25 protein-coding genes are annotated in these 24,090 nt (G+C 67.4%); 20 read left to right on the top strand and 5 right to left on the bottom strand.

The genetic code is table 11. The features are described from left to right. Positions 1–6: 6 nt before the first annotated feature. The 5 genes from H165_RS0113460 to mnhG are packed head-to-tail and all read left to right on the top strand — an operon-like array spanning position 7 to position 3,122. Positions 7–354 carry a Na+/H+ antiporter subunit C gene (locus H165_RS0113460; RefSeq protein WP_017939460.1) on the top strand — a complete coding sequence of 116 codons (348 nt, stop codon included), beginning with the start codon at positions 7–9 and terminating at the stop codon, positions 352–354. Continuing rightward, positions 351–1,973 (top strand): monovalent cation/H+ antiporter subunit D, encoded by a 1,623-nt coding sequence (locus H165_RS0113455; RefSeq protein WP_017939459.1) that lies wholly within the window; start codon positions 351–353, stop codon positions 1,971–1,973. The genes H165_RS0113460 and H165_RS0113455 overlap by 4 nt, the downstream gene beginning before the upstream one ends. Continuing rightward, on the top strand, positions 1,970–2,464 hold the full coding sequence (locus H165_RS0113450) for a Na+/H+ antiporter subunit E (protein ID WP_017939458.1): 495 nt from the start codon (positions 1,970–1,972) through the stop codon (positions 2,462–2,464). The genes H165_RS0113455 and H165_RS0113450 overlap by 4 nt, the downstream gene beginning before the upstream one ends. After that, complete coding sequence (locus H165_RS0113445) at positions 2,464–2,742, top strand: K+/H+ antiporter subunit F (RefSeq protein WP_197020043.1); 279 nt, start codon at positions 2,464–2,466, stop codon at positions 2,740–2,742. The genes H165_RS0113450 and H165_RS0113445 overlap by 1 nt, the downstream gene beginning before the upstream one ends. Further along, complete coding sequence (gene mnhG, locus H165_RS0113440; RefSeq protein WP_017939456.1) at positions 2,739–3,122, top strand: monovalent cation/H(+) antiporter subunit G; 384 nt, start codon at positions 2,739–2,741, stop codon at positions 3,120–3,122. The genes H165_RS0113445 and mnhG overlap by 4 nt, the downstream gene beginning before the upstream one ends. 10 nt (positions 3,123–3,132) lie before the next feature. Here the strand turns inward: mnhG and H165_RS0113435 are convergent, their stop codons facing one another. Next, positions 3,133–3,540, bottom strand: coding sequence for an SMI1/KNR4 family protein (locus tag H165_RS0113435; protein ID WP_017939455.1), 408 nt, complete (start codon positions 3,538–3,540; stop codon positions 3,133–3,135). 154 nt (positions 3,541–3,694) lie between these two features. Between H165_RS0113435 and H165_RS0113430 the strand changes: the two genes are divergently transcribed. Then, positions 3,695–5,077, top strand: a complete 1,383-nt coding sequence (locus tag H165_RS0113430; protein ID WP_017939454.1) for a diguanylate cyclase — start codon at positions 3,695–3,697, stop codon at positions 5,075–5,077. A 43-nt stretch (positions 5,078–5,120) separates the two neighbouring features. Here H165_RS0113430 and H165_RS0113425 read toward each other — a convergent pair whose 3' ends face one another. Both H165_RS0113425 and uvrD read right to left on the bottom strand, forming a co-directional pair. After that, positions 5,121–5,954, bottom strand: a complete 834-nt coding sequence (locus H165_RS0113425) for a Tim44 domain-containing protein (RefSeq protein WP_017939453.1) — start codon at positions 5,952–5,954, stop codon at positions 5,121–5,123. 162 nt (positions 5,955–6,116) lie between these two features. Continuing rightward, positions 6,117–8,297: a DNA helicase II gene (gene uvrD / locus H165_RS0113420; RefSeq protein ID WP_017939452.1), complete on the bottom strand. Its 2,181-nt coding sequence runs from the start codon at positions 8,295–8,297 to the stop codon at positions 6,117–6,119. A 293-nt stretch (positions 8,298–8,590) separates the two neighbouring features. Between uvrD and H165_RS0113415 the strand changes: the two genes are divergently transcribed. The 4 genes from H165_RS0113415 to H165_RS0113400 all read left to right on the top strand — a co-directional run bounded on the left by H165_RS0113415 (position 8,591) and on the right by H165_RS0113400 (position 14,178). Beyond that, the gene (locus H165_RS0113415; RefSeq protein WP_017939451.1) at positions 8,591–11,386 is read left to right on the top strand and encodes a putative bifunctional diguanylate cyclase/phosphodiesterase; all 2,796 of its coding nucleotides are present in this window, start codon (positions 8,591–8,593) and stop codon (positions 11,384–11,386) included. Between the two features lie 116 nt (positions 11,387–11,502). Then, a complete protein-coding gene (locus H165_RS0113410) occupies positions 11,503–12,156 on the top strand; it encodes a hypothetical protein (RefSeq protein WP_017939450.1) in 654 nt (217 codons plus the stop codon). 108 nt (positions 12,157–12,264) lie between these two features. Then, positions 12,265–13,326 carry a PA0069 family radical SAM protein gene (locus H165_RS0113405; protein ID WP_017939449.1) on the top strand — a complete coding sequence of 354 codons (1,062 nt, stop codon included), beginning with the start codon at positions 12,265–12,267 and terminating at the stop codon, positions 13,324–13,326. A gap of 138 nt (positions 13,327–13,464) precedes the next feature. Beyond that, a complete protein-coding gene (locus tag H165_RS0113400; protein WP_017939448.1) occupies positions 13,465–14,178 on the top strand; it encodes a carbonic anhydrase in 714 nt (237 codons plus the stop codon). 39 nt (positions 14,179–14,217) lie between these two features. On the opposite strand, the gene H165_RS0113395 is transcribed toward H165_RS0113400, so the two are convergent. Further along, positions 14,218–14,892 carry a hypothetical protein gene (locus H165_RS0113395; protein WP_017939447.1) on the bottom strand — a complete coding sequence of 225 codons (675 nt, stop codon included), beginning with the start codon at positions 14,890–14,892 and terminating at the stop codon, positions 14,218–14,220. Between the two features lie 407 nt (positions 14,893–15,299). Between H165_RS0113395 and coxB the strand changes: the two genes are divergently transcribed. Genes coxB through H165_RS0113375 form a run of 4 tightly spaced genes read left to right on the top strand, consistent with a single transcriptional unit; the run spans position 15,300 to position 19,509 of the window. Further along, on the top strand, positions 15,300–16,427 hold the full coding sequence (gene coxB / locus H165_RS0113390) for a cytochrome c oxidase subunit II (protein WP_026146621.1): 1,128 nt from the start codon (positions 15,300–15,302) through the stop codon (positions 16,425–16,427). 5 nt (positions 16,428–16,432) lie between these two features. Further along, positions 16,433–18,019: a cytochrome c oxidase subunit I gene (ctaD, locus tag H165_RS0113385; RefSeq protein ID WP_017939445.1), complete on the top strand. Its 1,587-nt coding sequence runs from the start codon at positions 16,433–16,435 to the stop codon at positions 18,017–18,019. A 42-nt stretch (positions 18,020–18,061) separates the two neighbouring features. Beyond that, entirely contained in the window at positions 18,062–18,610 is a 549-nt protein-coding gene (locus H165_RS0113380) for a cytochrome c oxidase assembly protein (RefSeq protein ID WP_017939444.1), read from the top strand. A gap of 11 nt (positions 18,611–18,621) precedes the next feature. Further along, positions 18,622–19,509: a cytochrome c oxidase subunit 3 gene (locus H165_RS0113375; protein WP_017939443.1), complete on the top strand. Its 888-nt coding sequence runs from the start codon at positions 18,622–18,624 to the stop codon at positions 19,507–19,509. 36 nt (positions 19,510–19,545) lie between these two features. On the opposite strand, the gene H165_RS0113370 is transcribed toward H165_RS0113375, so the two are convergent. Continuing rightward, positions 19,546–19,749, bottom strand: a complete 204-nt coding sequence (locus H165_RS0113370; RefSeq protein WP_017939442.1) for a twin transmembrane helix small protein — start codon at positions 19,747–19,749, stop codon at positions 19,546–19,548. Between the two features lie 70 nt (positions 19,750–19,819). Here H165_RS0113370 and H165_RS0113365 point away from each other — a divergent pair, with 70 nt between their 5' ends. From H165_RS0113365 to H165_RS0113340, 6 genes are all read left to right on the top strand, one after another. Next, a complete protein-coding gene (locus H165_RS0113365) occupies positions 19,820–20,557 on the top strand; it encodes an SURF1 family protein (protein ID WP_017939441.1) in 738 nt (245 codons plus the stop codon). Next, complete coding sequence (locus H165_RS0113360) at positions 20,541–21,116, top strand: hypothetical protein (RefSeq protein ID WP_026146620.1); 576 nt, start codon at positions 20,541–20,543, stop codon at positions 21,114–21,116. Before H165_RS0113365 ends, H165_RS0113360 begins: the two co-directional genes overlap by 17 nt. A gap of 10 nt (positions 21,117–21,126) precedes the next feature. Further along, positions 21,127–22,185, top strand: coding sequence for a COX15/CtaA family protein (locus H165_RS0113355; protein ID WP_017939439.1), 1,059 nt, complete (start codon positions 21,127–21,129; stop codon positions 22,183–22,185). A gap of 17 nt (positions 22,186–22,202) precedes the next feature. Continuing rightward, on the top strand, positions 22,203–23,108 hold the full coding sequence (gene cyoE / locus H165_RS0113350) for a heme o synthase (protein WP_017939438.1): 906 nt from the start codon (positions 22,203–22,205) through the stop codon (positions 23,106–23,108). Then, complete coding sequence (locus H165_RS0113345) at positions 23,105–23,740, top strand: SCO family protein (protein WP_017939437.1); 636 nt, start codon at positions 23,105–23,107, stop codon at positions 23,738–23,740. Before cyoE ends, H165_RS0113345 begins: the two co-directional genes overlap by 4 nt. 168 nt (positions 23,741–23,908) lie before the next feature. Further along, the coding region (locus H165_RS0113340) for an IS5/IS1182 family transposase (RefSeq protein WP_017938024.1) at positions 23,909–24,090 on the top strand (182 nt) is incomplete at its 3' end.

The following is a 24,090-nucleotide window of genomic DNA, read 5'->3' as shown; positions in this document are numbered from 1 at the left end:
ACCAGCATGGAACTGATACTCGCACTGGCCATTGGCGTGCTCACCGGCTCGGGAATCTGGCTGCTGCTGCGTCCGCGCACCTTCCAGGTGATCATGGGCCTGTCGATCCTCTCCTACGCGGTCAACCTGCTGCTGTTCGCCATCGGCCAGCTGAAGGCCGACGCCGTGCCGGTGATCGCCGCGGACGCGGCCAAGGCGGCCGGCGACTACGCCGACCCTGTGCCCCAGGCGCTGGTGCTCACCGCCATCGTCATCGGCTTCGCCATGACCGCGCTGTTCCTGGTGGTGCTGATGGCGTCCCGCGGGCTGACCGGTACCGACCACGTGGACGGTCGTAAGGACACCGATCTATGAGCGGCTGGCAGCAGCACCTGATCGTTCTGCCGATCCTCGTCCCCTTCGTCGCCGCCGCCGCGCTGGTACCCATGGACGAGACCCGGCGGCGCAGCAAGGCGGCGATCGGCCTGCTCTCCGTGCTGCTGCAGCTGGCCGGCGCGCTCTACTGGGTGGTGGCCGCCGACCGGGTGGACGGCGCGGCACCGGCGGCGGTCTACCTGCTGGCCGACTGGGACGCGCCGGTGGCCATCTCCCTGGCCCTCGACCGCCTCACCGCGGTGATGCTGCTGCTCAATGCGCTGCTCGCCTGCGCTGCGCTGATCTTCGCCGTGGCCAAGTGGGATCGCGTCGGGGTGCACTTCCACGTGCTCTTCCAGTTGTTGTTGATGGGCATCAACGGCGCCTTCCTGACCAACGACCTGTTCAACCTGTTCGTGTTCTTCGAGGTCATGCTGGCCGCCTCCTACGGCCTGCTGCTGCACGGCTCGGGGCGCCTGCGGGTCAAGGCCGGGCTGCACTACATCGCCATCAACCTGGTGGCCTCGTCGATCTTCCTGATCGGCGTGGCGCTCATGTACTCGGCCAGTGGCACCCTGAACATGGCCGACATGGCGCGCAAGCTGGCCGGGCTGGGCGATGCCGACCGCCAGCTGTTCGAGACCGGCGCGGCGGTGCTGGCGGTGGCCTTCCTGATCAAGAGCGCGGTCTGGCCGCTGAACTTCTGGCTGCCGGGCAGCTATGGCGCGGCGGTGGCGCCGGTCAGCGCGATCTTCGCGATCATGACCAAGGTGGGCTTCTACGTGCTGCTGCGCCTCTGGCTGCTGGTGTTCGGCGACGCCGCCGGGGCCAGCGGCAGCTTCGGCGCGCCCTGGCTGGTCGGCCTCGGCCTGGCCACCCTGACCTACGCCATCTTCGGCATGCTGGCGGCCACCAACTTCAAGCGCTTCGCCGGCTTCAGCGTGATCGCCTCGGCCGGCACCCTGCTCACCGCCATCCCCTTGGGCGGCAGTTCCGGTACCGCCGCGGCGCTCTACTACCTCCTGGCCTCGACCCTGGCGGTGGCGGCCTTCTACCTGCTGGTGGACCTGCTCGAGCGGATCCGCGACTACAGCGCCAGCCTGCTGGCGGTGACCATCGAATCCTTCGAGGCGCAGGGCATGATCCTCCCCGAGGAGAGCGAGGTGGGCGTGGCCATCCCCGCGGCCATGGCTTTTCTGGCCCTGGCCTTCGGCCTCTGCCTGCTGGTGCTGAGCGGTCTGCCGCCCTTGGCCGGTTTCGTGGGCAAGTTCGCCCTACTGGTCTCGGCGCTGGGCAGCGAGGCGGGGCAGTTCATGCAGTATGCGGTCTGGCTGTTCGTGGTCCTCCTGGTGGTGGCCGGCTTCGCCGCGACCCTGACCCTGACCCGCCTGGGCATCCAGCTGTTCTGGGTGCCGGAGCGCCACAAGAAGCCGCTGCTGCGCCTCGCCGAGGCCGGACCGGTGGCGGCGCTGATCGGCCTGGTAGTGCTGCTCACCCTGGCCGCCGGGCCGGTGCTCGGCTACCTGCAGCGCGCCGCCGATGCCCTGCATGCCCCGGCGGCCTACATCGACGGGGTGCTGGGCGCCCAGCCGAAGACCAGCGGGGAGGGCCGGCCATGAGCGCGCGGCTGCTGCCCTATCCCTGGCTGAGCCTGGCGCTCTGGCTGGTCTGGCTGCTGCTCGACGGCAGCCTGGCGGTCGGCCAGGTGCTGCTCGGCGCGGCCCTGGCGCTGTTCATCCCGCTGGCCAGCCGCTCCATGTACGTGCACGGCCGCATGCACGTGCGCAGGTTCGGCCTGGCGCTGCTGGTCGCCGTGCGGGTGGCGGTGGACATCAGCCTCTCCTGCTGGAAGGTCTGCCGGATCATCCTCGGCCCCGAGGAGGCGCGCCGCCGCTCCGGGTTCATCACCATCGAGCTCAGCATCCGCTCGGTATACGGCATGACCGTGCTGGCCAGCATCGTCAACTCCACCCCGGGCACGGTGTGGACCGAACTGAGCGCGGATAACCGCATCCTCCTGGTGCACCTGCTGGACCTGGACGAGGAGCCGGCGTTCCGCCGCATGTTTCACGAGCGCTACGAGAAGCCCCTGATGGAGATTTTCGAATGATCGCCACTGCGCTGAACGCGGCCCTGATCTTCACCAGCTTCTGCGTGATCCTCGCCATGCTGATGGCCACCCTGCGCCTGCTGCTGGGGCCCAAGGCGCAGGACCGGGTGATCGCCCTGGACATGCTCTACGTGTGCGGGATGATCCTCATGGTCCTGCAGGGCATGCGCCTGCAGGATCAGGTCTACTTCGAGCTGGCCCTGCTGATCGCCGCGCTGGGCTTCGCCGGCTCTCTGGCCATGGCCAAGTTCCTGCTGCGCGGGGAGGTGATCGAATGAGCGACAGCCTGCCGCTCTGGGCGGCCATCCCGATCATCGTCCTCCTGGTGCTCAGCGGGCTGCTGTGCCTGATCGGCGGCCTCGGCATGCTGCGCCTGCACAACTTCTACCAGCGCATTCACGCCCCGGCGATGATCAGCACCTTCGGCGCCTTCGGCTGCCTGTTCTGCTCCATGCTGTTCTTCAGCCTCACGGAACAGCGGCTGGTGGTCCACGAGCTGCTGATCGTCGGTATCCTGCTGTTCACCGCGCCGGTCACCGCGATGATGCTGATGCGCGCGGTGGTGGCCGGCGACCGCCGTGCCGGGCGCCCGCACACCCCGCCGCCGCCGGCGAGCCTGACGGAGGCGCTGCCCTCCGCCGAGCATTCCGACGACTGAGCGGGCCGGGTCAGCCCTCCAGCCAGACGTCCCGCGCCCAGTGCCAGATGGAGTCCCAGGTCGCGTCGGTGAAGTCGCCCTCGTCGGCGGACCACAGGCTCACCTGGCCCTCGATGTCGATCACGTAGTAGTCGCGGCCGTCCTGGCAGACCGGCAGCAGGTCGCGCGGCACGCCGTCGTTCCAGGCCTGGGCGGCGACCTCCGGCAGGTAGGTGTGGGCGTTGGGATCGGTCACCGTGACCGGTTCGATGCGGCCGTAGACCACGTCGCTGACCTTGAGCAGGAATTCGCGCAGGTCGTGGGGCAGGCTGATCAGCAGCTGTTCCTCGATCTCCACCAGCAGGTCCTCGTCGGGCAGCTCCAGGGGGACCGGCACGGGTTCGTTGAGTTCGCGCAATAGCTCGATGACGTCTTCCATAGGACTGCCTTGAGAGAAAAAAGGATTCTTTATAGAGACTTGTTCTCCAGCCGGAAAGGCCGGAAGGGGGTAGCTCTGGCATAATTCCCAAACCGTAGGACCTTATGCCAGTTCGTGCGCATGGCGCACCTCCACTGAATCTCCCGGATGTTCCATGACCCCGACCCCCACCGAGCAGCAATCCGCCGAATGGCTGGACTGCCTAGCCCAGTTCCCCGCCGATTCGGTCCAGTGCCTGGCTCAACTGGCCGAGATGCGCCAGGCCGAGCTGGCGGAGCACTTCTACACCCAGATGCTGGCCGACCCCGAGGCCTCCCAGTACCTCTCCCATGAGCGGGTGCGCGACCATCTGAGTAGCAGCCTGCAGCGCTGGGTGGTGCAACTGTTCGGCGCGCGCAGCGCGGAGCAGATCGCCGCGCAGGTGGATTTGCAGCGCCAGGTCGGCGAGGTCCATGCGCGGATCGGCGTGCCGGTCAGTCTGGTGCTGCGTGGCGCACGCTGCCTGAAGCGCCGTCTGCACGAGCTGATTGATGCCTTGGAGCTGCCACTGGCCGGGAAGATGGCCGCCATGCGCCTGGGCAGCAAGCTCATCGACCTGGCCATGGAAATCATGAGCCAGGCCTATTCCAGCAGCCACGAGCGCAATGCCCGCGCCGAGGAGGCCTACCGGCTGTTCTCGGTGGTGCAGAACATCGGCGCCGAGCGCGAACGCCAGCGCGCCGCGCTGCTGGACTGGGAAAACACCCTGATCTACGAACTGGCCCTGGGGCGCAGCCAGGCCGCCCAGACCTCGCGACTGGCCAGCTCGGAGTTCGGCCTGTGGTTCAGCCACAAGGGTGCCTACGCCTTCAAGGACACTCCGGAAAGCCAGCGCATCCTTGCCTGCATGCAGAACATCGACGACGAGTTACTCGTCAGGTTCGCCGCCGCCGGCAGCGAAGCCGAGCGCATGCAGGTGCTCAGCGAGCTGCGCGAGCAGACCCGCAGCCTGGTGTTCCTCCTCGACTCGCTGTTCGAGCAGGTCAACGAACTGGAAAGCGGCCGCGACGTGCTGACCCGCATGCTCAATCGCAAGTACCTGCCGGTGGTGATGGGCAAGGAGCTGGCCCATGCCCGCGAGCACGGACAGAGCTTCGCCCTGCTGGCCATCGACATCGACCACTTCAAGCGGATCAACGACCAGCACGGCCACGAGGCCGGCGATATGATCCTCCAGCAACTGGCCGCCTTGCTCAGCAACCACAGCCGCGGCGGCGACTACCTGTTCCGTCTGGGTGGCGAGGAGTTCCTGCTGCTGGCGGTGAGTGTCGATCGCCGTGCCGCCCGGCAGATGGCCGAGAACCTGCGCAGCAAGGTGGAGCGGGAGAGCTTCCGGCTGCCGGGTAACCAGCCATTCCGCCTGACGGTGAGCGTCGGCGTGGCGGTCTACGACGGCCACCCGGACTACCAGAAGCTGCTCCGCGAGGCGGACGGCGCTCTGTATATCGCCAAGAACGGCGGACGCAACCGGGTGGTGATGGCGGGCGAGCAGCCCTGAGTGAGGTACGGAGCCGGGTGTACCCGGCTCCGTGGAACGGGGATCAGGCATTCTGCCGGATGCCGGCGACCAGCCAGGGCTGGTTGTCACCGTGCAGGCGCTCCATGCGCCAGCTTTCGCTGAAGGCCTCGCCCTGGTCGAAGCGCGAGGTCTTGGCCACGCCGCTGAAGGTCAGGGTGGCGACCGTCTTGTCGGCCAGCTCGTCGATGCCGTCCAGCTGCACCTGCAGGTCGTCGATGTAGGTGGACTGGAAGCCGTCGCCCAGGCTGGCGCGCTCTTCCTTGAGGAAGCTGAGCATCTGCGGGGTGACGAACTCGGCGATCTTGTCCATCTCCGCGGCGTCCCAGTGCTGCTGCAGGGCCATGAAGTGGGTGCGGCCGGCTTCCAGGAAACGCTGTTCGTCGAACCAGGCCGGGGCGTTGCGGGTCACCGCGGCGGCCGGTGCGGCGCTGCCGAAGATCGGCGCCTGCTGGGGCATTTCACGCTGCAGGGGCTGCGCGCCGGCCAGCGCCGGCTGGGCCTGCTGGGCGCGGCGCGCGGCCAGGAAGCGGAACACCAGGAAGGCGATCAGGCCGAGGATCAGGAAGTCGAACAGCTGGAAGCCTTCGAAGCCGTCCCCCATGAACATGGCGGCGAGCAGGCCGCCGGCGGCGATGCCGGCCAGCGGGCCGAGCCACTTGGAGGCGCCGCTGGTGGCGGCCGGGTTGCGCAGCGGCGCGCTGGGCGCGGCGGCCGGAGTGGCCGGTTGGGCCTGACGGGTCTGGTGGGTCGGCGCCGAGCCGAACGACTTGCCGCTACCCAGGCGCTTGGCGTGGACGTCCACGCTGAGCGTCAGGCCGATGCACAGAGCCAGGACGAGGCTGAGAAAGCGTTGCATAGAGGGAAATCCCGAAAGTGATGGAACAGGCGCGTCATGCTGCCTGTTCTTGGCCGCATTGACCAGCCGCAGAATGTATCGGGATTTATGCCTAGGCTCTCTGGCGCGCCAGCAGGCGCCGCGGCGTCCGGTGCGACCGGTCGTCGGACCTTCAGCGAAGCCTCACAGCGGCTCCAGCTTGGCGTAGGCGAGCATCAGCCACTTGGCGCCTTCGTTCTCGAACTTCACCTGGACCCGGGCGTGGGCACCCGCGCCCTCGAAGTTGAGAATCACGCCGTCGCCGAACAGCGGGTGGCGCACGCTCTGTCCGAGATGCAAGCCGGTGTCTGGCACCGCGGCGTTGGCGAACAGGTTGCTGGGCCGCGTGCTGTTGGCCTGCGGGCGGCTGACGCTGCCGGACAGGCGCGCTTCCTGGACCAGCTCGGCGGGAATCTCGCGGACGAAGCGCGAGACCTTGTTGTAGGTCTCGTTGCCGTACAGGCGGCGGGTCTCGGCGTAGCTGATCACCAGGTGCTGCATGGCGCGGGTCACCCCGACGTAGGCCAGGCGGCGCTCCTCCTCCAGGCGCCCGGGCTCCTCCAGGCTCATCTTGTGGGGGAACAGGCCTTCCTCCATGCCGACCATGAACACCAGGGGGAATTCCAGGCCCTTGGCGCTGTGCAGGGTCATCAGCTGCACGCAGTCCTCGTCGGGGCCGGCCTGGGTTTCGCCGGCCTCCAGGGAGGCGTGGCCGAGGAAGGCCTGCAGCGGGGTCAGACCTTCCTCGTTCTCCTCGTTCTCGAAGGCGCGCGCGGCACTGACCAGCTCCTCCAGGTTGTCCACCCGGGTCTGGCCCTTCTCGCCTTTCTCCTCGCGGTGGTAGGCGAGCAGGCCGCTGCGTTCGATCACCGTCTGGGTCATCAGGTGCAGGGGCATGTCCTCGACACGCAGGGCCAGCTCGTCGATCAGCTCGACGAAGGCGTTCAGCGCGCCGGCCGCGCGTCCGCTGACCAGCTTGTGGCCCACCGCCTGGTGCAGCGCGCCCCACAGCGACAGGCCCTCGCGGCGGGCCAGCTCGCGCAGGGTCTCCACGGTCTTCTCGCCGATGCCGCGCGGTGGCACGTTGATGATTCGCTCCAGGGCTGCGTCGTTGTGGCGGCCGTCGATCAGCCGCAGGTAGGCCACCGCGTTCTTGATCTCGGCGCGCTCGAAGAAGCGCTGGCCGCCGTAGATGCGGTAGGGGATCTGCTCGCGCAGCAGGGCCTCCTCGAGGACCCGCGACTGGGCGTTGGAGCGGTAAAGAATGGCGATGTCGCGGCGCGCCAGGCCCTTCTTCAGCGCGCTCTCGATACTCTCCACCACGTAGCGCGCCTCGTCGTGCTCGTTGAAGGCGGCGTACAGGGCGATCGGCTCGCCGTCGCCGCCGTCGGTCCACAGCTCCTTGCCGAGGCGCCCCTGGTTGTTGGCGATCAGCGCGTTGGCGGCCTTGAGGATGCTCGCCGTGGAGCGGTAGTTCTGCTCCAGGCGGATCAGCTCGCAGTCCGGGAAGTCGCCGGAGAACTGCTGGATGTTCTCGATGCGCGCGCCGCGCCAGCCGTAGATCGACTGGTCGTCGTCGCCGACCACCATCAGGCTCTCGCCGCCCTGGGCGAGCAGGCGCAGCCAGGCGTACTGCACCGCGTTGGTGTCCTGGAACTCGTCCACCAGGATGTGCCGGAAGCGCCGCTGGTAGTGCTCCAGGAGGCCCGGGTGGTCGCGCCACAGGTCGAGGGCGCGCAGCAGCAGTTCGGAGAAGTCGATCACCCCGGTGCGCGCGCAGGCCGCCTCGTAGGCCTCGTAGATGCTGCGCATGGTGGACAGGAACAGGTCGCCGCTGGTCTGGATGTGCTGCGGGCGCAGGCCCTCGTCCTTCTGGCCGTTGATGAACCACTGTGCCTGGCGGGCCGGCCAGCGCTGCTCGTCGAGGCCGAGGTCGCGAATCACCCGCTTGATCAGCCGCTGCTGGTCGTCGGAGTCGAGGATCTGGAAGTTTTGCGCCAGCCCCGCTTCCTGCCAGTGGGCGCGCAGCAGGCGGTGGGCCAGGCCGTGGAAGGTGCCCACCCACATGCCTTGCGGGTTGTCGCCGAGCAGCTGTTCGATGCGCTGGCGCATCTCGTTGGCGGCCTTGTTGGTGAAGGTCACCGCCATGATGCTGTGCGGCGAGGCGCCCAGGCACTGGATCAGGAAGGCGATGCGGTGCACCAGTACGCGGGTCTTGCCCGAGCCGGCGCCGGCCAGCACCAGGTGGCGGCCCAGCGGGGCGGCCACCGCGCGGCATTGCGCATCGTTGAGGGAGGCGAGGAGGAGTTCGGGATCGTTGAGCATCGCGGCATTGTAGGGGCAGCGGGGGGCGGTCGCCAGCCGCAGCGCGTCGGTGGCGGCGATCTGTGCGGAAAACCGTCGAACACGCGCGGAACCCTCTACCAAAGGTAGGTGTAATGGTAATTTGCCAGGCCGAGTATTGGGCTTGCGGAAAAGGCCGAGTATGCTTCGGCCTTCCTCTAGGCCGAACCATTACAAGAACAGCGCCTATGATCGTTACTTCGAGGCCCAGCCGTAACGGGCCGTCTGTGGACGCCGTTGGCGATGTTCGCCAGCAGTTCGCCGCGGAAATCGCAGTGGAGCGCATTCGCCTGCTCTATCATGGCTCGCGGACGCCTACCCTGTTCATGCTGCTCTGTGGCCTGGTCTGCGCAGTCCTGCTCTGGGACCAGGGCCACGTCCCCGGCCTCAGCCTCTGGCTGCTGGGTCTGGTGTTCCTCGCCGTGCTGCGTCTCACCCAGGTGGCTGCCTTCAGCCGCGCCGCGCCGGCACGCCAGGCCCATCCGCGCTGGCACCGGCTGTTCATGCTCGGCGCCGCGGTTTCCGGCTGCGTGCTGGCCGTGGGCGCGGTCACCCTGGTGCCCGCCGACCTGTTCTTCCTCCAGGCCATGGTATTCGGCCTGGTGGCCGCCGCCATCATCTCCGCCAGCGTCGCCTATGCGGTCAGTCTGCCGGCCTTCCTGAGCTTCGCGCTGCCCTGCCTGGGACCGGCCATGGGCTATCTGCTGCTTTCTCCGCATCCCCTGCTGCAGGGCTGGGGACTGCTAGCCGGCATTCTCTTGGCCGGGCTGATGGTGGTTGCCTGGCAGGTCAACCGCCTGGTGTTGCGCAACCTGCTGCGGCGTTTCCAGAACCTGGCGCTGATCCAGCACCTGGAGGAAGCCAAGGCCCGCGCCGAGGGCCTCAACCACCAACTGGCCCGCGAGGTGGAGCAGCGCCGCCGCGCCGAGCGCGAGCTGCGCGCTGCCCGCGACGAGCTGGAGGAACGCGTCGAGCTGCGCACCCGCGAGCTGGCTCAGGCCGGGCATGCCCTGAGCGAGAGCGAGGAGCGCCTGGCCCTGGCCCTGGAGGCCAGTGGCCTGGGCCTCTGGGACTGGAACCTGGAGACGGACGAGGTGCACCACTCGCGGCTCAAGGAGATCTTCGGCATCGAGCCGGCGGCGGTCACCGGGGTGATCCGCCACCTCAGGCCGCGCCTGCATCCGGACGACCTGCCGGCGCTGCGCCGGGCCTTGGTCGAGCACTTGAAGGGGCTCAGCGACGGCTACTGCATCGAGTACCGGGTGCGTCACGCCGACGGCCACTGGATGTGGATCGAGGACCGCGGCCGCGCGGTGGAGCGCGACGCCTCCGGCAAGGTGCTGCGGATGATCGGCACGCGCCGCGACATCAGCCAGTGGAAGAGCCGCGAGGAGGAGCAGCGCCTTTCGGCGATGGTCTTCGAGGCGGCCAGCGAGGGCATCGTCATCCTCGACGCCGACTACCGGGTGCTGATGGTCAACCGCGCCTACAGCGAGGTTACCGGCTACCGCCTGGAGGACGTTCAGGGGCGCCGCCTGGCCGAGCTGGGCGACAACCGCGATTTGCACCGCCAGTACCAGGCGATCTACGCCGAGCTGGAGCGCCACGGCCACTGGCAGGGCGAGCTGATGGACACCCGCAAGAACGGCGAGCTGTATCCGCAGTGGCTGCAGCTCAACGTGGTGCGTGACAGGCAGGGCCGGGTCAGCCACGTGGTGGCCTTCTTCGCCGACCTCACCGCGCGCCGCGAGGCGGAGGAGCGCCTGCGCTACCTGACCCACTACGACGAGCTGACCGGCCTGGCCAACCGCGTGCTGTTCATGGAGCGCCTCCACGAGGCCGGCCAGCGCGCCCGCCACGAGGGCCGCCGGGTGGCCCTGCTGCACCTCGACCTGGACCGCTTCAAGCTGCTCAACGACAGCCTCGGCCACGAGGTCGCCGACCAGCTGCTGCGCCAGATGAGCCACCGCCTACTGCAGGCGGTGCCCGAGGCGGACACGGTGGCGCGGCTGTCCGGCGACGAGTTCGCGGTGATCCTCGACGCCTACACCAGTCTCTCAGCCCTGGCGCGCATCGCCGGACGGCTGCTCGCCAAGCTGCGCGTGCCCATGACCATCGGTGACCACGAGCTGGTGGTCAGCGCCTCCATGGGCATCAGCCTGATGCCGGAGAACGCCCGGGAGATCTCCACCCTGGTTAGCCAGGCCGGCATGGCCATGCGCCACGCCAAGCATCTCGGCGGCAACACCTTCCAGTTCTTCACCGACAACCTGCACGCCCGCACCGTGGAGCGTCTGCAGCTGGAGAATCAGCTGCGCAAGAGCATCGAGCAGGGCCAGCTGGAGGTGTTCTACCAGCCCAAGCTGTGCCTGGCCGACGATAGCATCAACTCCGCCGAGGCGCTGGTCCGCTGGCGCTGCCCGGAACAGGGCCTGGTGTCGCCCGGCGAGTTCATCGCCCTGGCCGAGGAGACCGGGCTGATCGGCCCGATCGGCGAGTTCATGCTGCGCACCGCCTGCCGCCAGGCCCGTGAATGGCAGCTCCAGGGGCTCGCCGACCTGCGCGTGTCGGTGAACATCTCGGTGCACCAACTGCGACAGGGCAATCTGGTGCGGCTGATCCACGAGGTGCTGGAGGAGACGGGCCTGCCGCCGCGCCTGCTGGAGCTGGAGCTCACCGAGAGTCAACTGCTCGACAACGTGGAGAGCGTGATCTCCATCTTCCGTCAGCTGCGCGAGCTGGGCGTCAAGCTGGCGATCGACGACTTCGGCACCGGCTATTCCTCGCTCAGCTACCTGAAGCGCTTCCCTGTGGACTACGTGAAGATCGACCAGACCTTCGTCCGCGACCTGTCCCACGGCGGCGAGGACGCGGCCATCACCCGGGCGATCATCGCCATGGCCCACAGCCTCGGCCTCAAGGTGGTCGCCGAGGGGGTGGAGACCCAGGAGCAGATGGACTTCCTCAAGCTGCAGCGCTGCGACGAGATCCAGGGCTACCTGATCAGCCGCCCGGTGGAGGCCCCGGCGTTCGCCAGCCTGCTGCGCGAGCAGGCGGCGCTCTGTTCGTAACAGCCGGCACGCCGGCGTTACCGCAGGTAGCCGCCGGTCCCACTCAAGGATGGCTGCCGCGTCGCGCAGCGCCCGTCATGCTGGGACCTGGACTCCCCCAGAGAAGGACCGCTGCCATGGACAAACTCAAGCTCGGCCAGCGCCTGCTGCTGGCCGCTCAGGGTGTCGCCCCGCTGGCCCTCAAGCTGCCGGTGATCCTCCGGCTCGGGCCGCAGCGCATCGCCGAGCTGGCCCCGCACCTGCCGGGCGCCAGGCTGCGCGAACTGATCCTCGCCCTGCCGGTCGACTTCCTGGCCAAGACCGCGGTGCACCTGGACCCGCGGGCGATCCTCGACACCTATCTGAGCCTGCCGGACAGCCTGCACCTGGAAGTCGCCCGCCAGCTCTGCGCTGACCGCCAGTTCGCTACCGCGGCGCGCTACGCCGAGTGCCTGTCGCCGTTGAAGATCCGTGTGCTGATCATCGGCATCAACAATGTCGACCACGTGATGCAGATCGCCCGCCACATCGAGGACCTGGAGCTGATCGTGCAGGCCGTGCGCACCCTGTCCGGCGGCTACCTGGCGCAGCTCACCCTGGCCGCCGAGCGCGACGCCAACCTGGCGGTTTCGGTGCGCGTGCTCAGCGGCCTGTCGCCGGCCCGTCAGGCGGAGATCTGCGGCCTGCTACCGGATCATGTCCTCCAGCAGCTGCTGCCGCCGCTCCTGGAGATCGGCGGCGAGGCGCTGCGCGAGCGGTTGCCGGAGCGCCTGCAGGTGCTGGCGGACTGAGTGCCGCTGAGGGATGGCGCTGGAACCGGGGCGTGCCGCCGGTCCGGTGAGGACTGGCCTCGGTGCGTATATACTGTATATTTGAACAGTATCATCGGAGTCGCCAGCATGCCTATCAGTCCACCTCCGCGCGGCCGCGGCACCGCCAGCAACCCGCACAACCGCTACGCTCCGACTCGCAGCCAGGTCGAGGACGACGGCTGGTACCAGGAGGAAACCCCGCCCAGCCACGCCACCGAGGTGCGCCGCGAACAGGCCAGAAGCGTGCTCACCCGCAACCAGTCGCCGGACGTCGGCTTCGACCGCTCGGTGAACCCTTACCGCGGCTGCGAGCATGGCTGCATCTACTGCTTCGCGCGGCCCAGCCACGCCTACTGGGATCTCTCGCCGGGCCTCGACTTCGAGACCCGGCTGATCGCCAAGACCAATATGGCCGAGCGTCTCGAGGAGGAGCTGGGCAAGCCAGGCTACACGCCGCAGCCGATCGCGCTGGGCATCAACACCGACGCCTACCAGCCCATCGAGCGGGAATACCGGCTGACCCGCCAGGCTCTGGAAATCTGCCTGCGCTATCGCCACCCGCTGCACCTGATCACCAAGAGTTCGCTGATCCTCCGCGACCTCGACCTGCTCGAAGCGCTGGCCGCGCAGAATCTGGTCAGCGTGGCCATCAGCCTGACCACTCTGGACGACGAGCTGAAGCGCATCATGGAGCCCCGCGCTGCGGCCCCGGCGGCGCGCCTACGCACCATGCGCAGCCTCCACGCGCATGGCGTGCCGGTCGGCGTGCTCTGCGCGCCGCTGATTCCGATGGTCAACGACATGGAGCTGGAACGCCTGCTGGAAGCCGCCCGCGACGCCGGTGCCCGCTCCGCCGGCTACGTGCTGCTGCGCCTGCCGCTGGAGATCGCCGAGCTGTTCGAGGAATGGTTGCGCAGTCACTTTCCGGAGCGCGCCGAGCACGTGATGAGCCTGATCCGCCAGAGCCGCGGCGGCCGGAACTACGACAGCCGCTTCGGCACCCGCATGAGCGGTGAAGGGGTGTTCGCCGAGCTGCTCGCCAAGCGCTTCCGCCTTGCCATCCGGCGTCTCGGCCTGGAGCCGCGCGGCGAGCCGGCGCTGGACTGCTCGCGGTTCTGCCCGCCGGGACGACAGCTGGCGCTGCTCTGATGGCATAAGATGAACGGCATCGCCTGGGGCCGTGCCGATGTGACGCCGCGGCTGGCCCAGGCGTCAGTTAGCTTGGCTGCCCGCCGTCGTGCGGGTCATGCTTTATCCCTCCCGCCCGAGCACCGAGGTCGCTGTACCATGACTGATCAACCCAGCAACGCCAACGAGAGCCTGGAAAGTGCGGACGAAGCGCTGCGGCGCATCGTCGAGGGCTTCCGGCGTTTCCGCCAGGACGTATTTCCCGAGCAGGAGGAGCTGTTCAAGAAGCTCGCCCACGAGCAGCGTCCGCGGGCGATGTTCATCACCTGCGCGGACTCGCGCATCGTCCCGGAGCTGATCACCCAGAGTGCGCCGGGCGACCTGTTCGTCACCCGCAACGTCGGCAACGTGGTGCCGCCCTACGGGCAGATGAACGGCGGCGTGTCCACTGCCATCGAGTTCGCGGTGATGGCCCTGCGCGTGCAGCACATCATTATCTGCGGGCATTCCGACTGCGGGGCGATGAAGGCGGTGCTCGACCCGCACACCCTGGAGCGCATGCCGACGGTGAAGGCCTGGCTGCGCCATGCCGAGGTGGCCAAGACGGTGGTGGCGGAGAACTGCGCCTGCAGCGGCCGCGACACCTACGAGGTGCTCACTGAGGAGAACGTGGTGGCCCAGCTCGACCACCTGCGCACCCACCCCTCGGTGGCGGCGCGCCTGGCCAGCGGGCAGCTGTTCATCCACGGCTGGGTCTATGACATCGAGACCAGCGAGATCCGCGCCTACGACGCCGAGGAAGGCCGCTTCCTGCCGCTGGACGGCGCCAAGCTGCCGATGGCCACCCCGCGCCCGCGCTATCTGCAGGGCTGAGGCCCCGGCGGGGGCGATGCCCCCGCGCTTCCGGGCAGGTCAGCTGGCGATGCGGTCGCCGGTGCCGGCCTGGCTGCCCTGCAGCACCAACTCCACACCGAGCTGCTGGGACAGGCACGGCCAGCGCTTCCAGGCCGCCACCGTCTGCGGGGCCTGCAGGCGCTGGCGGTAGGCCTGCACCGACTCCTGGGCGAAGATGCTCTCCGGCAACAGGCCTTCCAGCGCCTGGCGCACGGCCTCGTCGAGCTGGTTGGCGAAGGGTTCGCCGATCAGCTGGTGGGCGACCAGGTTGGCCACCGTGGTGTCCAGGGGAATCAGCGGCTGGCCGAAGTGGGCGATGTAGCGGTCGTTGACTTCCTCCACCAGGCGATGGGCCAGGTAGGCCTCGTCGAGCAGGCCGTCCAGCCCGTCGTGGCCGTCCATCAGTGCCGGCGGCGCCAGGAAGAACTGCTCCGCCACCTTGAGCACCGGCTTCACCCCGTCCTCGATGCCCGCTTCGCGTGCCACCTGGTTGGCCGCCACCAGCACGTCCGGCACCTGTTCGATGTAGGCGATCACGAAACGCGTCAGCGCGCCCAGGGCATCCTCGGCAGGCAGGCGGATGGCAGGGTGCAGGCTGGGCAGTTGGTCTTCCAGACGGCGTTGTAGTTGATGGTGAGAGTCTTCCTGCTGCTGGGCGCGCTGGATCAGCTCTCGCAGGGCGGGGGTATTCATGACGGCTCCTGGTTTAGGACATGAAGGTCAGGGGCGGATGACAACAAAGCACGGACATTGACCATAGCTCGCCAGCGAAGCGGGCTAAGACGTGATTGCCATAATTATGCTGGGGTTATTAGCCGGTGGCATAACAATTTTGCAATCAGATTGCTATTACGCTCGTAAGCATGGCGTTCAGGACAAGGCTTCGGGGGCTTCCGCCATTTCCGTCCTCACATTGCGAGGTGGAAGTCCCTGTCTATACTCCGAAGCGAAAGGCGTTACCTGATGACACCCGACTGCGCACCTGAAGTGTCGAGAGCTCGGCCGTTGTAGTCAGTGGGGTCATGACGACCCCGGAACAGCCGTTCCCTTGGCCGCAGGCACAGCCGGCGGGATAACAAGAACGATAAGGGGAACCCGCGATGACGCTACATCCACGAGCCTGGATGGGGATCCTGTTGTGGCTGGCCTTCACCACGCCGACGCGTGCCGAGTGGACGGTGAACATGGCGCCCGGTGCCACCGACGTCAGCCATGCGGTCTTCGATCTGCACATGACCATCTTCTGGATCTGCGCGGTGATCGGCGTGCTGGTATTCGGCGTGATGTTCTGGTCGATGCTGGTGCACCGCCGCTCCACCGGCCAGGAGGCCGCGCACTTCCACGAGAGCACCACCGTGGAGATCCTCTGGACCGCGGTGCCTTTCATCATCCTGGTGCTGATGGCGATCCCGGCGACCAAGACGCTGATCGACATCTACGACCCTAGCGAGTCAGAACTCGACGTCCAGATCACCGGCTACCAGTGGAAGTGGCACTACAAGTACCTGGGCCAGGACGTGGAGTTCTTCAGCAACCTGGCCACTCCCCGCGAGCAGATCGACAACCGCGCGCCCAAGGGTGAGCACTACCTGCTGGAGGTGGACGAGCCGCTGGTGGTGCCGGTGGGCACCAAGGTGCGCTTCCTGATCACCGCCGCCGACGTGATCCACTCCTGGTGGGTACCTTCGCTGGCGGTCAAGAAGGACGCCATCCCTGGCTTCGTCAACGAGGCTTGGACACGCATCGACAAGCCGGGCATCTACCGTGGCCAGTGCACCGAGCTGTGCGGCAAGGACCACGGCTTCATGCCGGTGGTGGTCGAGGCCAAGAGCAAGGAGGACTTCACCGCCTGGCTGGCCGAGCGCAAGCAGGCCGCAGCGGCCGAGCGCGAGCTGACCAGCAAGGAATGGAGCATGGAAGAGCTGATGGCGCGTGGCGAGAAGGCCTACAACACCACCTGCGCGGCCTGTCACCAGCCTGACGGAACCGGCCTGCCGCCGATGTTCCCGGCGCTCAAGGGCTCTCCGATCGCCACCGGACCGGTGCAGGGGCACATCGACATAGTGGTCAACGGCAAGCCCGGCACCGCCATGGCCGCCTTCGGGAAGCAGCTCTCCGAGGTCGACCTCGCCGCAATCATCACCTACGAACGCAACGCCTTCGGCAACAAGGTCGGCGACATGGTCACGCCGAAGGACATCCTTGCGTTCAAACAGGCTCAGGAGTGACGGACATGAGTGCAGTGATCGACCACGGTCATGCAGGGCATGACCACCATGGCCCGGCCAAGGGCCTGATGCGCTGGGTGTTGACCACCAACCACAAGGACATCGGCACCATGTACCTGTGGTTCAGCTTCGCCATGTTCCTGCTCGGCGGCTCCATGGCCATGGTGATCCGCGCCGAGCTGTTCCAGCCCGGCCTGCAGATCGTCCAGCCGGAATTCTTCAACCAGATGACCACCATGCACGGCCTGATCATGGTGTTCGGCGCGGTGATGCCGGCCTTCGTCGGCCTGGCCAACTGGATGATTCCGCTGATGATCGGCGCGCCGGACATGGCCCTGCCGCGCATGAACAACTTCAGCTTCTGGCTGCTGCCGGCGGCCTTCACCCTGCTGGTCTCCACCCTGTTCATGGAGGGCGGCGGGCCGAACTTCGGCTGGACCTTCTACGCGCCGCTGTCCACCACCTACGCGCCGGAGAGCGTCACCTTCTTCATCTTCGCCATCCACCTGATGGGCATCAGCTCGATCATGGGCGCGATCAACGTGATCGCCACCATCCTCAACCTGCGCGCCCCGGGCATGACCCTGATGAAGATGCCGCTGTTCGCCTGGACCTGGCTGATCACCGCCTTCCTGCTGATCGCGGTGATGCCGGTGCTGGCCGGTTGCGTGACCATGATGCTGATGGACGTGCACTTCGGCACCAGCTTCTTCAACGCCGCCGGCGGCGGTGACCCGGTGCTGTTCCAGCACGTGTTCTGGTTCTTCGGTCACCCCGAGGTGTACATCATGATCCTGCCGGCCTTCGGCGCGATCAGCTCGATCATCCCGGCCTTCAGCCGCAAGCCGCTGTTTGGCTACACCTCGATGGTCTACGCCACCGCGAGCATCGCCTTCCTCTCGTTCATCGTCTGGGCGCACCACATGTTCACCGTGGGCATCCCGATCACCGGCGAGCTGTTCTTCATGTATGCCACCATGCTGATCGCCGTGCCCACCGGGGTGAAGGTATTCAACTGGGTGACCACCATGTGGCGCGGCTCGCTGACTTTCGAGGCGCCCATGCTGTTCGCCGTGGCCTTCGTCATCCTGTTCACCATTGGCGGCTTCTCCGGGCTGATGCTGGCCATCGCCCCGGCGGACTTCCAGTATCACGACACCTACTTCGTGGTGGCGCACTTCCACTACGTGCTGGTGCCGGGGGCGATCTTCGGCATCTTCGCCTCGGCCTACTACTGGCTGCCCAAGTGGACCGGCCACATGTACGACGAGACCCTGGCCAGGCTGCACTTCTGGATGAGCTTCATCGGCATGAACCTGGCGTTCTTCCCGATGCACTTCCTCGGCCTGGCCGGCATGCCGCGGCGCATCCCCGACTACAACCTGCAGTTCGCCGACTTCAACATGGTCTCGTCGATCGGCGCCTTTACCTTCGGCGTCACCCAGCTGCTGTTCCTGTTCATCGTCATCAAGTGCATCCGCGGCGGCAAGCCGGCGCCGGCCAAGCCCTGGGACGGCGCCGACGGTCTGGAGTGGACGGTGCCTTCGCCGGCGCCCTACCACACCTTCAGCACGCCGCCGGAAGTGAAGTGAGGGGCCCGGGAGCGTCTGCTGCCCGGGGACGGGAGTCGGGTCATGAGCGAACTGCCGCTGCGCCGCCTGGTCGGCCGCCTGCTGGCCGTGGTGGTGGTGATGTTCTGCTTCGGGGTGTTCGTCCTGCCGCCATTCTACGACGCCATGTGCCAGGCCTTCGGCATCAATGGCAAGACGGCCGGCGCCTACCAGGGCGAGCAGCGCCCGGACGAGTCGCGCCTGGTGCGCGTGCAGTTTCTCGCCACCAACGCCGCCGGCATGGTCTGGGAGTTCCGCCCTGTGGCCGACGAGCTGCTGGTGCGTCCCGGGGAGCCGCGCGACATGTTGTTCGTCGCCCACAATCCCAGCGACCGGCCGATGACCGCCCAGGCGATTCCCAGCGTGGCACCGGCAAAAGCGGCGGCCTACTTCCACAAGACCGAGTGCTTCTGCTTCACCCAGCAGGTGCTGCAGCCTGGCGAGCGAATCGAAATGCCGGTGCGCTTCATCGTCGATCGCGATTTGCCCAAGGATGTGAAGCACCTGACCCTGGCCTACACCCTGTTCGACATCACTGCGCGTAAACCGCCTGTAGCCCAGGCGACTCCATAAGGAGAACAACAATGACGAGTCACGAGCAGTATTACGTCCCCGCCCAGAGCAAGTGGCCGATCATCGCCACCCTCGGCCTGCTGGTCAGCGTCTACGGGGTGGGCACCTGGTTCAACGACCTGTCGGCCAACCGCGAGCAGTCCCACGGACCGCTGATCTTCTTCTGCGGCGGACTGATCCTCGCCTACATGCTGTTCGGCTGGTTCGGCAACGTCATCCGGGAAAGCCGCAGCGGTCTGTACAGCGCGCAGATGGACCGCTCGTTCCGCTGGGGGATGACCTGGTTCATCTTCTCCGAGGTGATGTTCTTCGCCGCCTTCTTCGGCGCGCTGTTCTACGTGCGGACGTTCGCCGGACCCTGGCTCGGCGGGGAAGGAGACAAGGGGCTGAGCAACATGCTCTGGGAGGGCTTCCAGTTCACCTGGCCGCTGCTGGAGAACCCGGATTCCAAGCTGTTTCCGCCGCCGAAAGCGGTGATCGACCCCTGGCATCTGCCGCTGATAAACACCATCCTGCTGGTCAGCTCCAGCTTCACCGTGACCTTCGCCCACCACGCCCTGCGCAGGAACAAGCGCGGTGCGCTGAAGGCCTGGTTGGCGCTGACCATCCTGCTCGGGGCGATCTTCCTGGTGTTCCAGGCCGAGGAGTATGTGTACGCCTACCAGGAACTGGGCCTGACCCTCGGCTCGGGCATCTACGGGGCGACCTTCTTCATGCTCACCGGCTTCCACGGTGCCCACGTGACCCTCGGCGCGCTGATCCTGACGATCATGCTGATCCGCATCCTGCGCGGCCACTTCGATCCCGAGCACCACTTCGGCTTCGAGGCGGCGAGCTGGTACTGGCACTTCGTCGACGTGGTGTGGATCGGCCTGTTCATCTTCGTCTACGTGCTGTGAAGAACGCGACGAGCGGCAGGCCGCCGGGGCTTGCCGCTACCAGGTTACATGGGAGACCAGTTGGCCGGAGTAGAAGCCCCAGGCAATCAGCGCCAGGGTGATGGCCGCGAGGATGACCCGGACCGTGAGGGCGTTGACCACCCGTGAGCCGTGGCCCGCGTCCTTGACCAGAAAGAACAGGCCGCTGAACAGACTGGCCACGGTGGCCAGCAACAAGAGGACGATCGCAGCCTTGAGCATGGCGTGACTCCGGGGGAAGGGGGATGCAGTGCAGTATAGCCAGCCGCTTTCGGGCCCTCGGGGGGCCGGCATGAGCCGCGGCTTTCGCCCCGGCCTGCTGCCCAGCCTGCTGGTGGCCGTGCTGCTGCCGCTGCTAGTGGGGCTGGGCTTCTGGCAGCTGTCCCGCGCCGAGGAGAAGCGCCTGCTCCTGGCCAGCTACGAGGCGCGTCGCACGGCTGCGCCGATCAGCGTCGGTGAGCTGGAGCGCAGCCCCGACCCCGCCTATCGCCGGGTGCTGCTGCAGGGGTATTTCGACACGCGGCACAGCCTGCTGCTGGACAATCGAACTCACGCTGGCCAGCCCGGCGTCGAGCTGCTGCAACCCTTCTACGACCAGTCCAGCGGCCTTTGGCTGCTGGTCAACCGCGGCTGGCTGCCCTGGCCGGATCGCCGTGTGCCACCGACCTTCGACACACCGCAGGGCGTCCAGCTGCTGCACGCCTGGGCCTACGTACCGCCGGGCGCGGCCTTCCGCCTGCGGGACGACCCGCCGGACGACGGCTGGCCGCGGCTGGTCACCCGCGTCGATGTGACCGGCCTCTGGCAGCAGCTGGGACGCGGCGGCCTGGCCCTGGAGCTGCGCCTGGAGCCGTGCGAGGTGGCCTACCACACGGACTGGCCGGTGGTGGCCATGGGCCCGGAGAAGCACATCGGCTATGCCGTGCAGTGGTTCGCCCTGGCGGCGGCGCTGCTCGGCCTGTTCATCTATCTCGGAGTGCACAACGCACGGGGGAACGCCCATGGAGATCGGCATGACTCACGCTACTAGCCTGCCTGAACCGGACCGCCGCCGCGGCCGCTGGCAGCTCATCCTCCTGCTGCTGGTGGTGATCGGCCCGATTCTGCTGGCCTCGGCCATGTACAAGTGGCGCTTCTGGGTGCCCGAGTCGCGCAGCTACCATGGCACGCTGATCGGCGACGGCCGCGACCTGGCCGACATCGGCGTGCAGGCCGCCGCCAATGGTCGTTGGCAGCTGCTGGTGACCGTCCCGGGTGAATGCGACGCGGCCTGCGGAGAGCTGCTCTACCTGGCCCGGCAGATCAACATCGGCCTGGCTCGCGAGGCCTCCCGCGCCAGCCACGCGCTGGCCAGCGCCACGGCGCTGCCGGCCGAGCTCGATGCCCGGTTGCGCCGCGAGTACCCGCGTCTGGAGCGCCATGCCCTGGATCTTCGCCAGTACCGCGAGGCCGGCCAGGACGCCGCCGTACCCAGTCTGTGGATCGTCGATCCGCTCGGCAATCTGGTGCTGCGCTACGGCCCCGGGGTGAACGGCAAGGGCGTGCTCGAGGACCTGCGCCTGCTGCTCAAGCTCTCCCATATCGGCTGAGGAGGACGAGATGCTGCGCAAGCCCGGATTCCGCTTCGCCCTCTGTGCCACCGTGCTGGCTTTCCTCGTGGTGCTGCTCGGTGCCTACACCCGGCTGACCCACGCCGGCCTCGGCTGCCCGGACTGGCCGGGCTGCTACGGCTTCCTCGGCGTGCCCATGAGCGAGGCCAAGCAGGCCCTGGCCGAGGCGCGCTTCCCCGAGGCGCCCCTGGAGGTGGTAAAGGGCTGGAACGAGATGGTCCACCGCTACTTCGCCGGCACCCTCGGCCTGCTGATCCTCGGTCTCGCCGTGCAGGCCCTGCGCCACCGTGGCGAGCCTGGCCAGCCGCTCAGGCTGCCGCTACTGATCTTCGGCCTGGTGATCCTCCAGGCGGCCTTCGGCATGTGGACCGTGACCCTCAAGCTCTGGCCCCAGGTGGTCACCGCCCACCTACTCGGCGGCTTCGCCACCCTGGCCCTGCTGTTCCTGCTCAGCCTGCGCCTGTCCGGTGCCTTCCCGGCCTTGCCGGCGCTTTCCGGGCGGCTTCGGGGGCTGGCCGGAGCGGCGCTGGCGCTGCTGGTCGGGCAGATCGCTCTGGGCGGCTGGGTCAGCTCCAACTACGCGGCGGTGGCCTGCGTCGACCTGCCCACCTGCCATGGCCAGTGGTGGCCGGCCATGGATTTCGCCAACGGTTTCCACCTGACCCAGCAGATCGGCCCCAATTACCTCGGCGGCCAGCTGGACAGCGACGCCCGTACCGCCATCCACATGAGCCATCGCCTCGGAGCGTTGCTGGTGACCCTGATCCTGCTGCTGCTGGCCTGGCGCCTGCGTGCCGCCGGTCTCGGCCGCCTGGCCGCGCTGCTGGTCCTGGCGCTGGCCGTGCAGATCGGCCTCGGGCTGAGCAACGTGCTACTGCACCTGCCGCTGCCGGTGGCGGTGGCGCACAACGGCGGCGGCGCGGCCCTGTTGCTGGTGCTGGTGCTGATCAACTATCGCCTGAGGCCCGTGCGTGCCGGCGCGCTTCGGGAGTCTCCGGATTCCCACGGAACGCTCGCGCCTGCCCCGCTGGCCTCGGCTGGCAAATGACCACAAGGAGAGACACCATGGCCACTCTGCTGCGTACCGGCCGGCGTGCCGAACAAGCCAGCTGGCGTGACTTCCTCGAGCTGACCAAGCCCAAGGTGGTGGTGCTGATGCTGATCACCTCGCTGGTCGGCATGTTCCTCGCCACCCGTGCCGGAGTGCCTTGGACCGTGCTGCTGTTCGGCAACCTCGGCATCGCCCTCTGCGCAGGCGCCGCGGCGGCGGTCAACCACGTCGTGGATCGGCGCATCGACGCCATCATGGCGCGCACCCACAAGCGCCCGGTGACCGCCGGGCGCCTCTCGCCGCGCGCCGCGCTGCTCTTCGCGCTGGTCCTGGCGGTGCTCGGCCAGGCGCTGCTGCTGGTCTTCACCAACCCGCTGACCGCCTGGCTGACCCTCGCCTCGCTGCTCGGCTACGCGGTGCTCTACACCGGCTTCCTCAAGCGCGCCACGCCGCAGAACATCGTCATCGGCGGATTGGCAGGCGCCGCGCCGCCACTGCTTGGCTGGGTGGCGGTGACCGGTCACCTGTCCGCCGAGCCGCTGCTGCTGGTGCTGATCATCTTCGCCTGGACCCCGCCGCACTTCTGGGCTTTGGCCATCCACCGCAAGGAGGAGTACGCCAAGGCCGACATCCCCATGCTGCCGGTGACCCACGGCGAGTACTACACCAAGGTGCACATCCTGCTTTACACCCTGATCCTCCTGGCAGTGAGCCTGCTGCCCTTCGTCATCCACATGAGCGGCCCGCTTTACCTGGCTGGCGCGCTGCTGCTTGGCGGACGCTTCCTGTACTGGGCCTGGGTGCTGTACCGTGACAGCAAACCGCACGCGGCGATCCGTACCTTCAAGTACTCTGTCGCCTACCTGTTCCTACTGTTCATCGCCCTGCTGGTGGACCACTACCTGTTGCTGAGCCCATGACCGGAATCCAGAAAACCCTGTTCGTTCTCATCGCCGTGATCGCCGTGATCTTCGGCCTGACCGTGCACAAGGTCCTTAACGGCCGCAGCCAGGGCGACCCTGCGGCGCTGGTCGACGCCGGCATCATCCTCCTGCCGCAGAGCCGCCAGCTGCCGGCGCTCGAGCTTACCGACCAGGACGGCCAGGCGGTGGCGGTGAACCAGCTCAAGGGCCAGTGGAGCCTGCTGTTCTTCGGCTACACCTACTGCCCGGACATCTGCCCCACCACCCTGGCGCAGCTGCGCGAGTTGAAGGGCAAGCTGCCGGCGGAGGCCCTGGAGCGCCTGCGGGTGGTGATGATCAGCGTGGATCCGCAGCGCGACAGCCCGCAGCAGCTCAAGCAGTACCTGGGTTACTTCGACGCCGGCTTCCAGGGCCTGACCGGTGAGCTGGCGGACATCCAGAAACTGGCCAGCGCGGTGAGCATCCCCTTCATCCCGGCGGACACCAGCAAGCCCAACTACACCGTGGACCACAGCGGCAACCTGGTGATCCTCGGTCCGGACGGCACCCAGCGTGGCTTCATCCGCGCGCCGCTGAACAACCAGAAGCTGGCGACTCAGCTGCCGGTATTGGTGGGCAGCGAGGGATAGTCGCCGGCGCAAGACTGGCCAGCATCCGCTGCGGGAGTATTTTCTGGCTGCCTATATGTCGAACGTAACTACGTAGTTACGCCCACCACAACGACATTTCTTAGGGAAACTCTGAAAAAGACTTCCTGATTTGGCAAAATCCGCCGACTTCACCCGCAGAGCTTTCCGATGAAGCAGATGACCTTCGCCGACGCCGAGTACGCCGGCAAGCGCAAGCAGACCCGCAAGGAACTGTTCCTGATCGAAATGGAACAGGTGGTGCCGTGGCAGGGCCTGATCGCCCTGATCGAGCCGCACTACCCGAAGGGTGAAGGCGGTCGTCCCGCCTATCCGCTGATGGCGATGCTGCG

This window comes from Pseudomonas thermotolerans DSM 14292, assembly GCF_000364625.1.
Taxonomy (GTDB): domain Bacteria; phylum Pseudomonadota; class Gammaproteobacteria; order Pseudomonadales; family Pseudomonadaceae; genus Aquipseudomonas; species Aquipseudomonas thermotolerans.
Note: the sequence above shows the minus strand (reverse complement) of the source record. Positions and strands in the feature narration are given on the sequence as shown.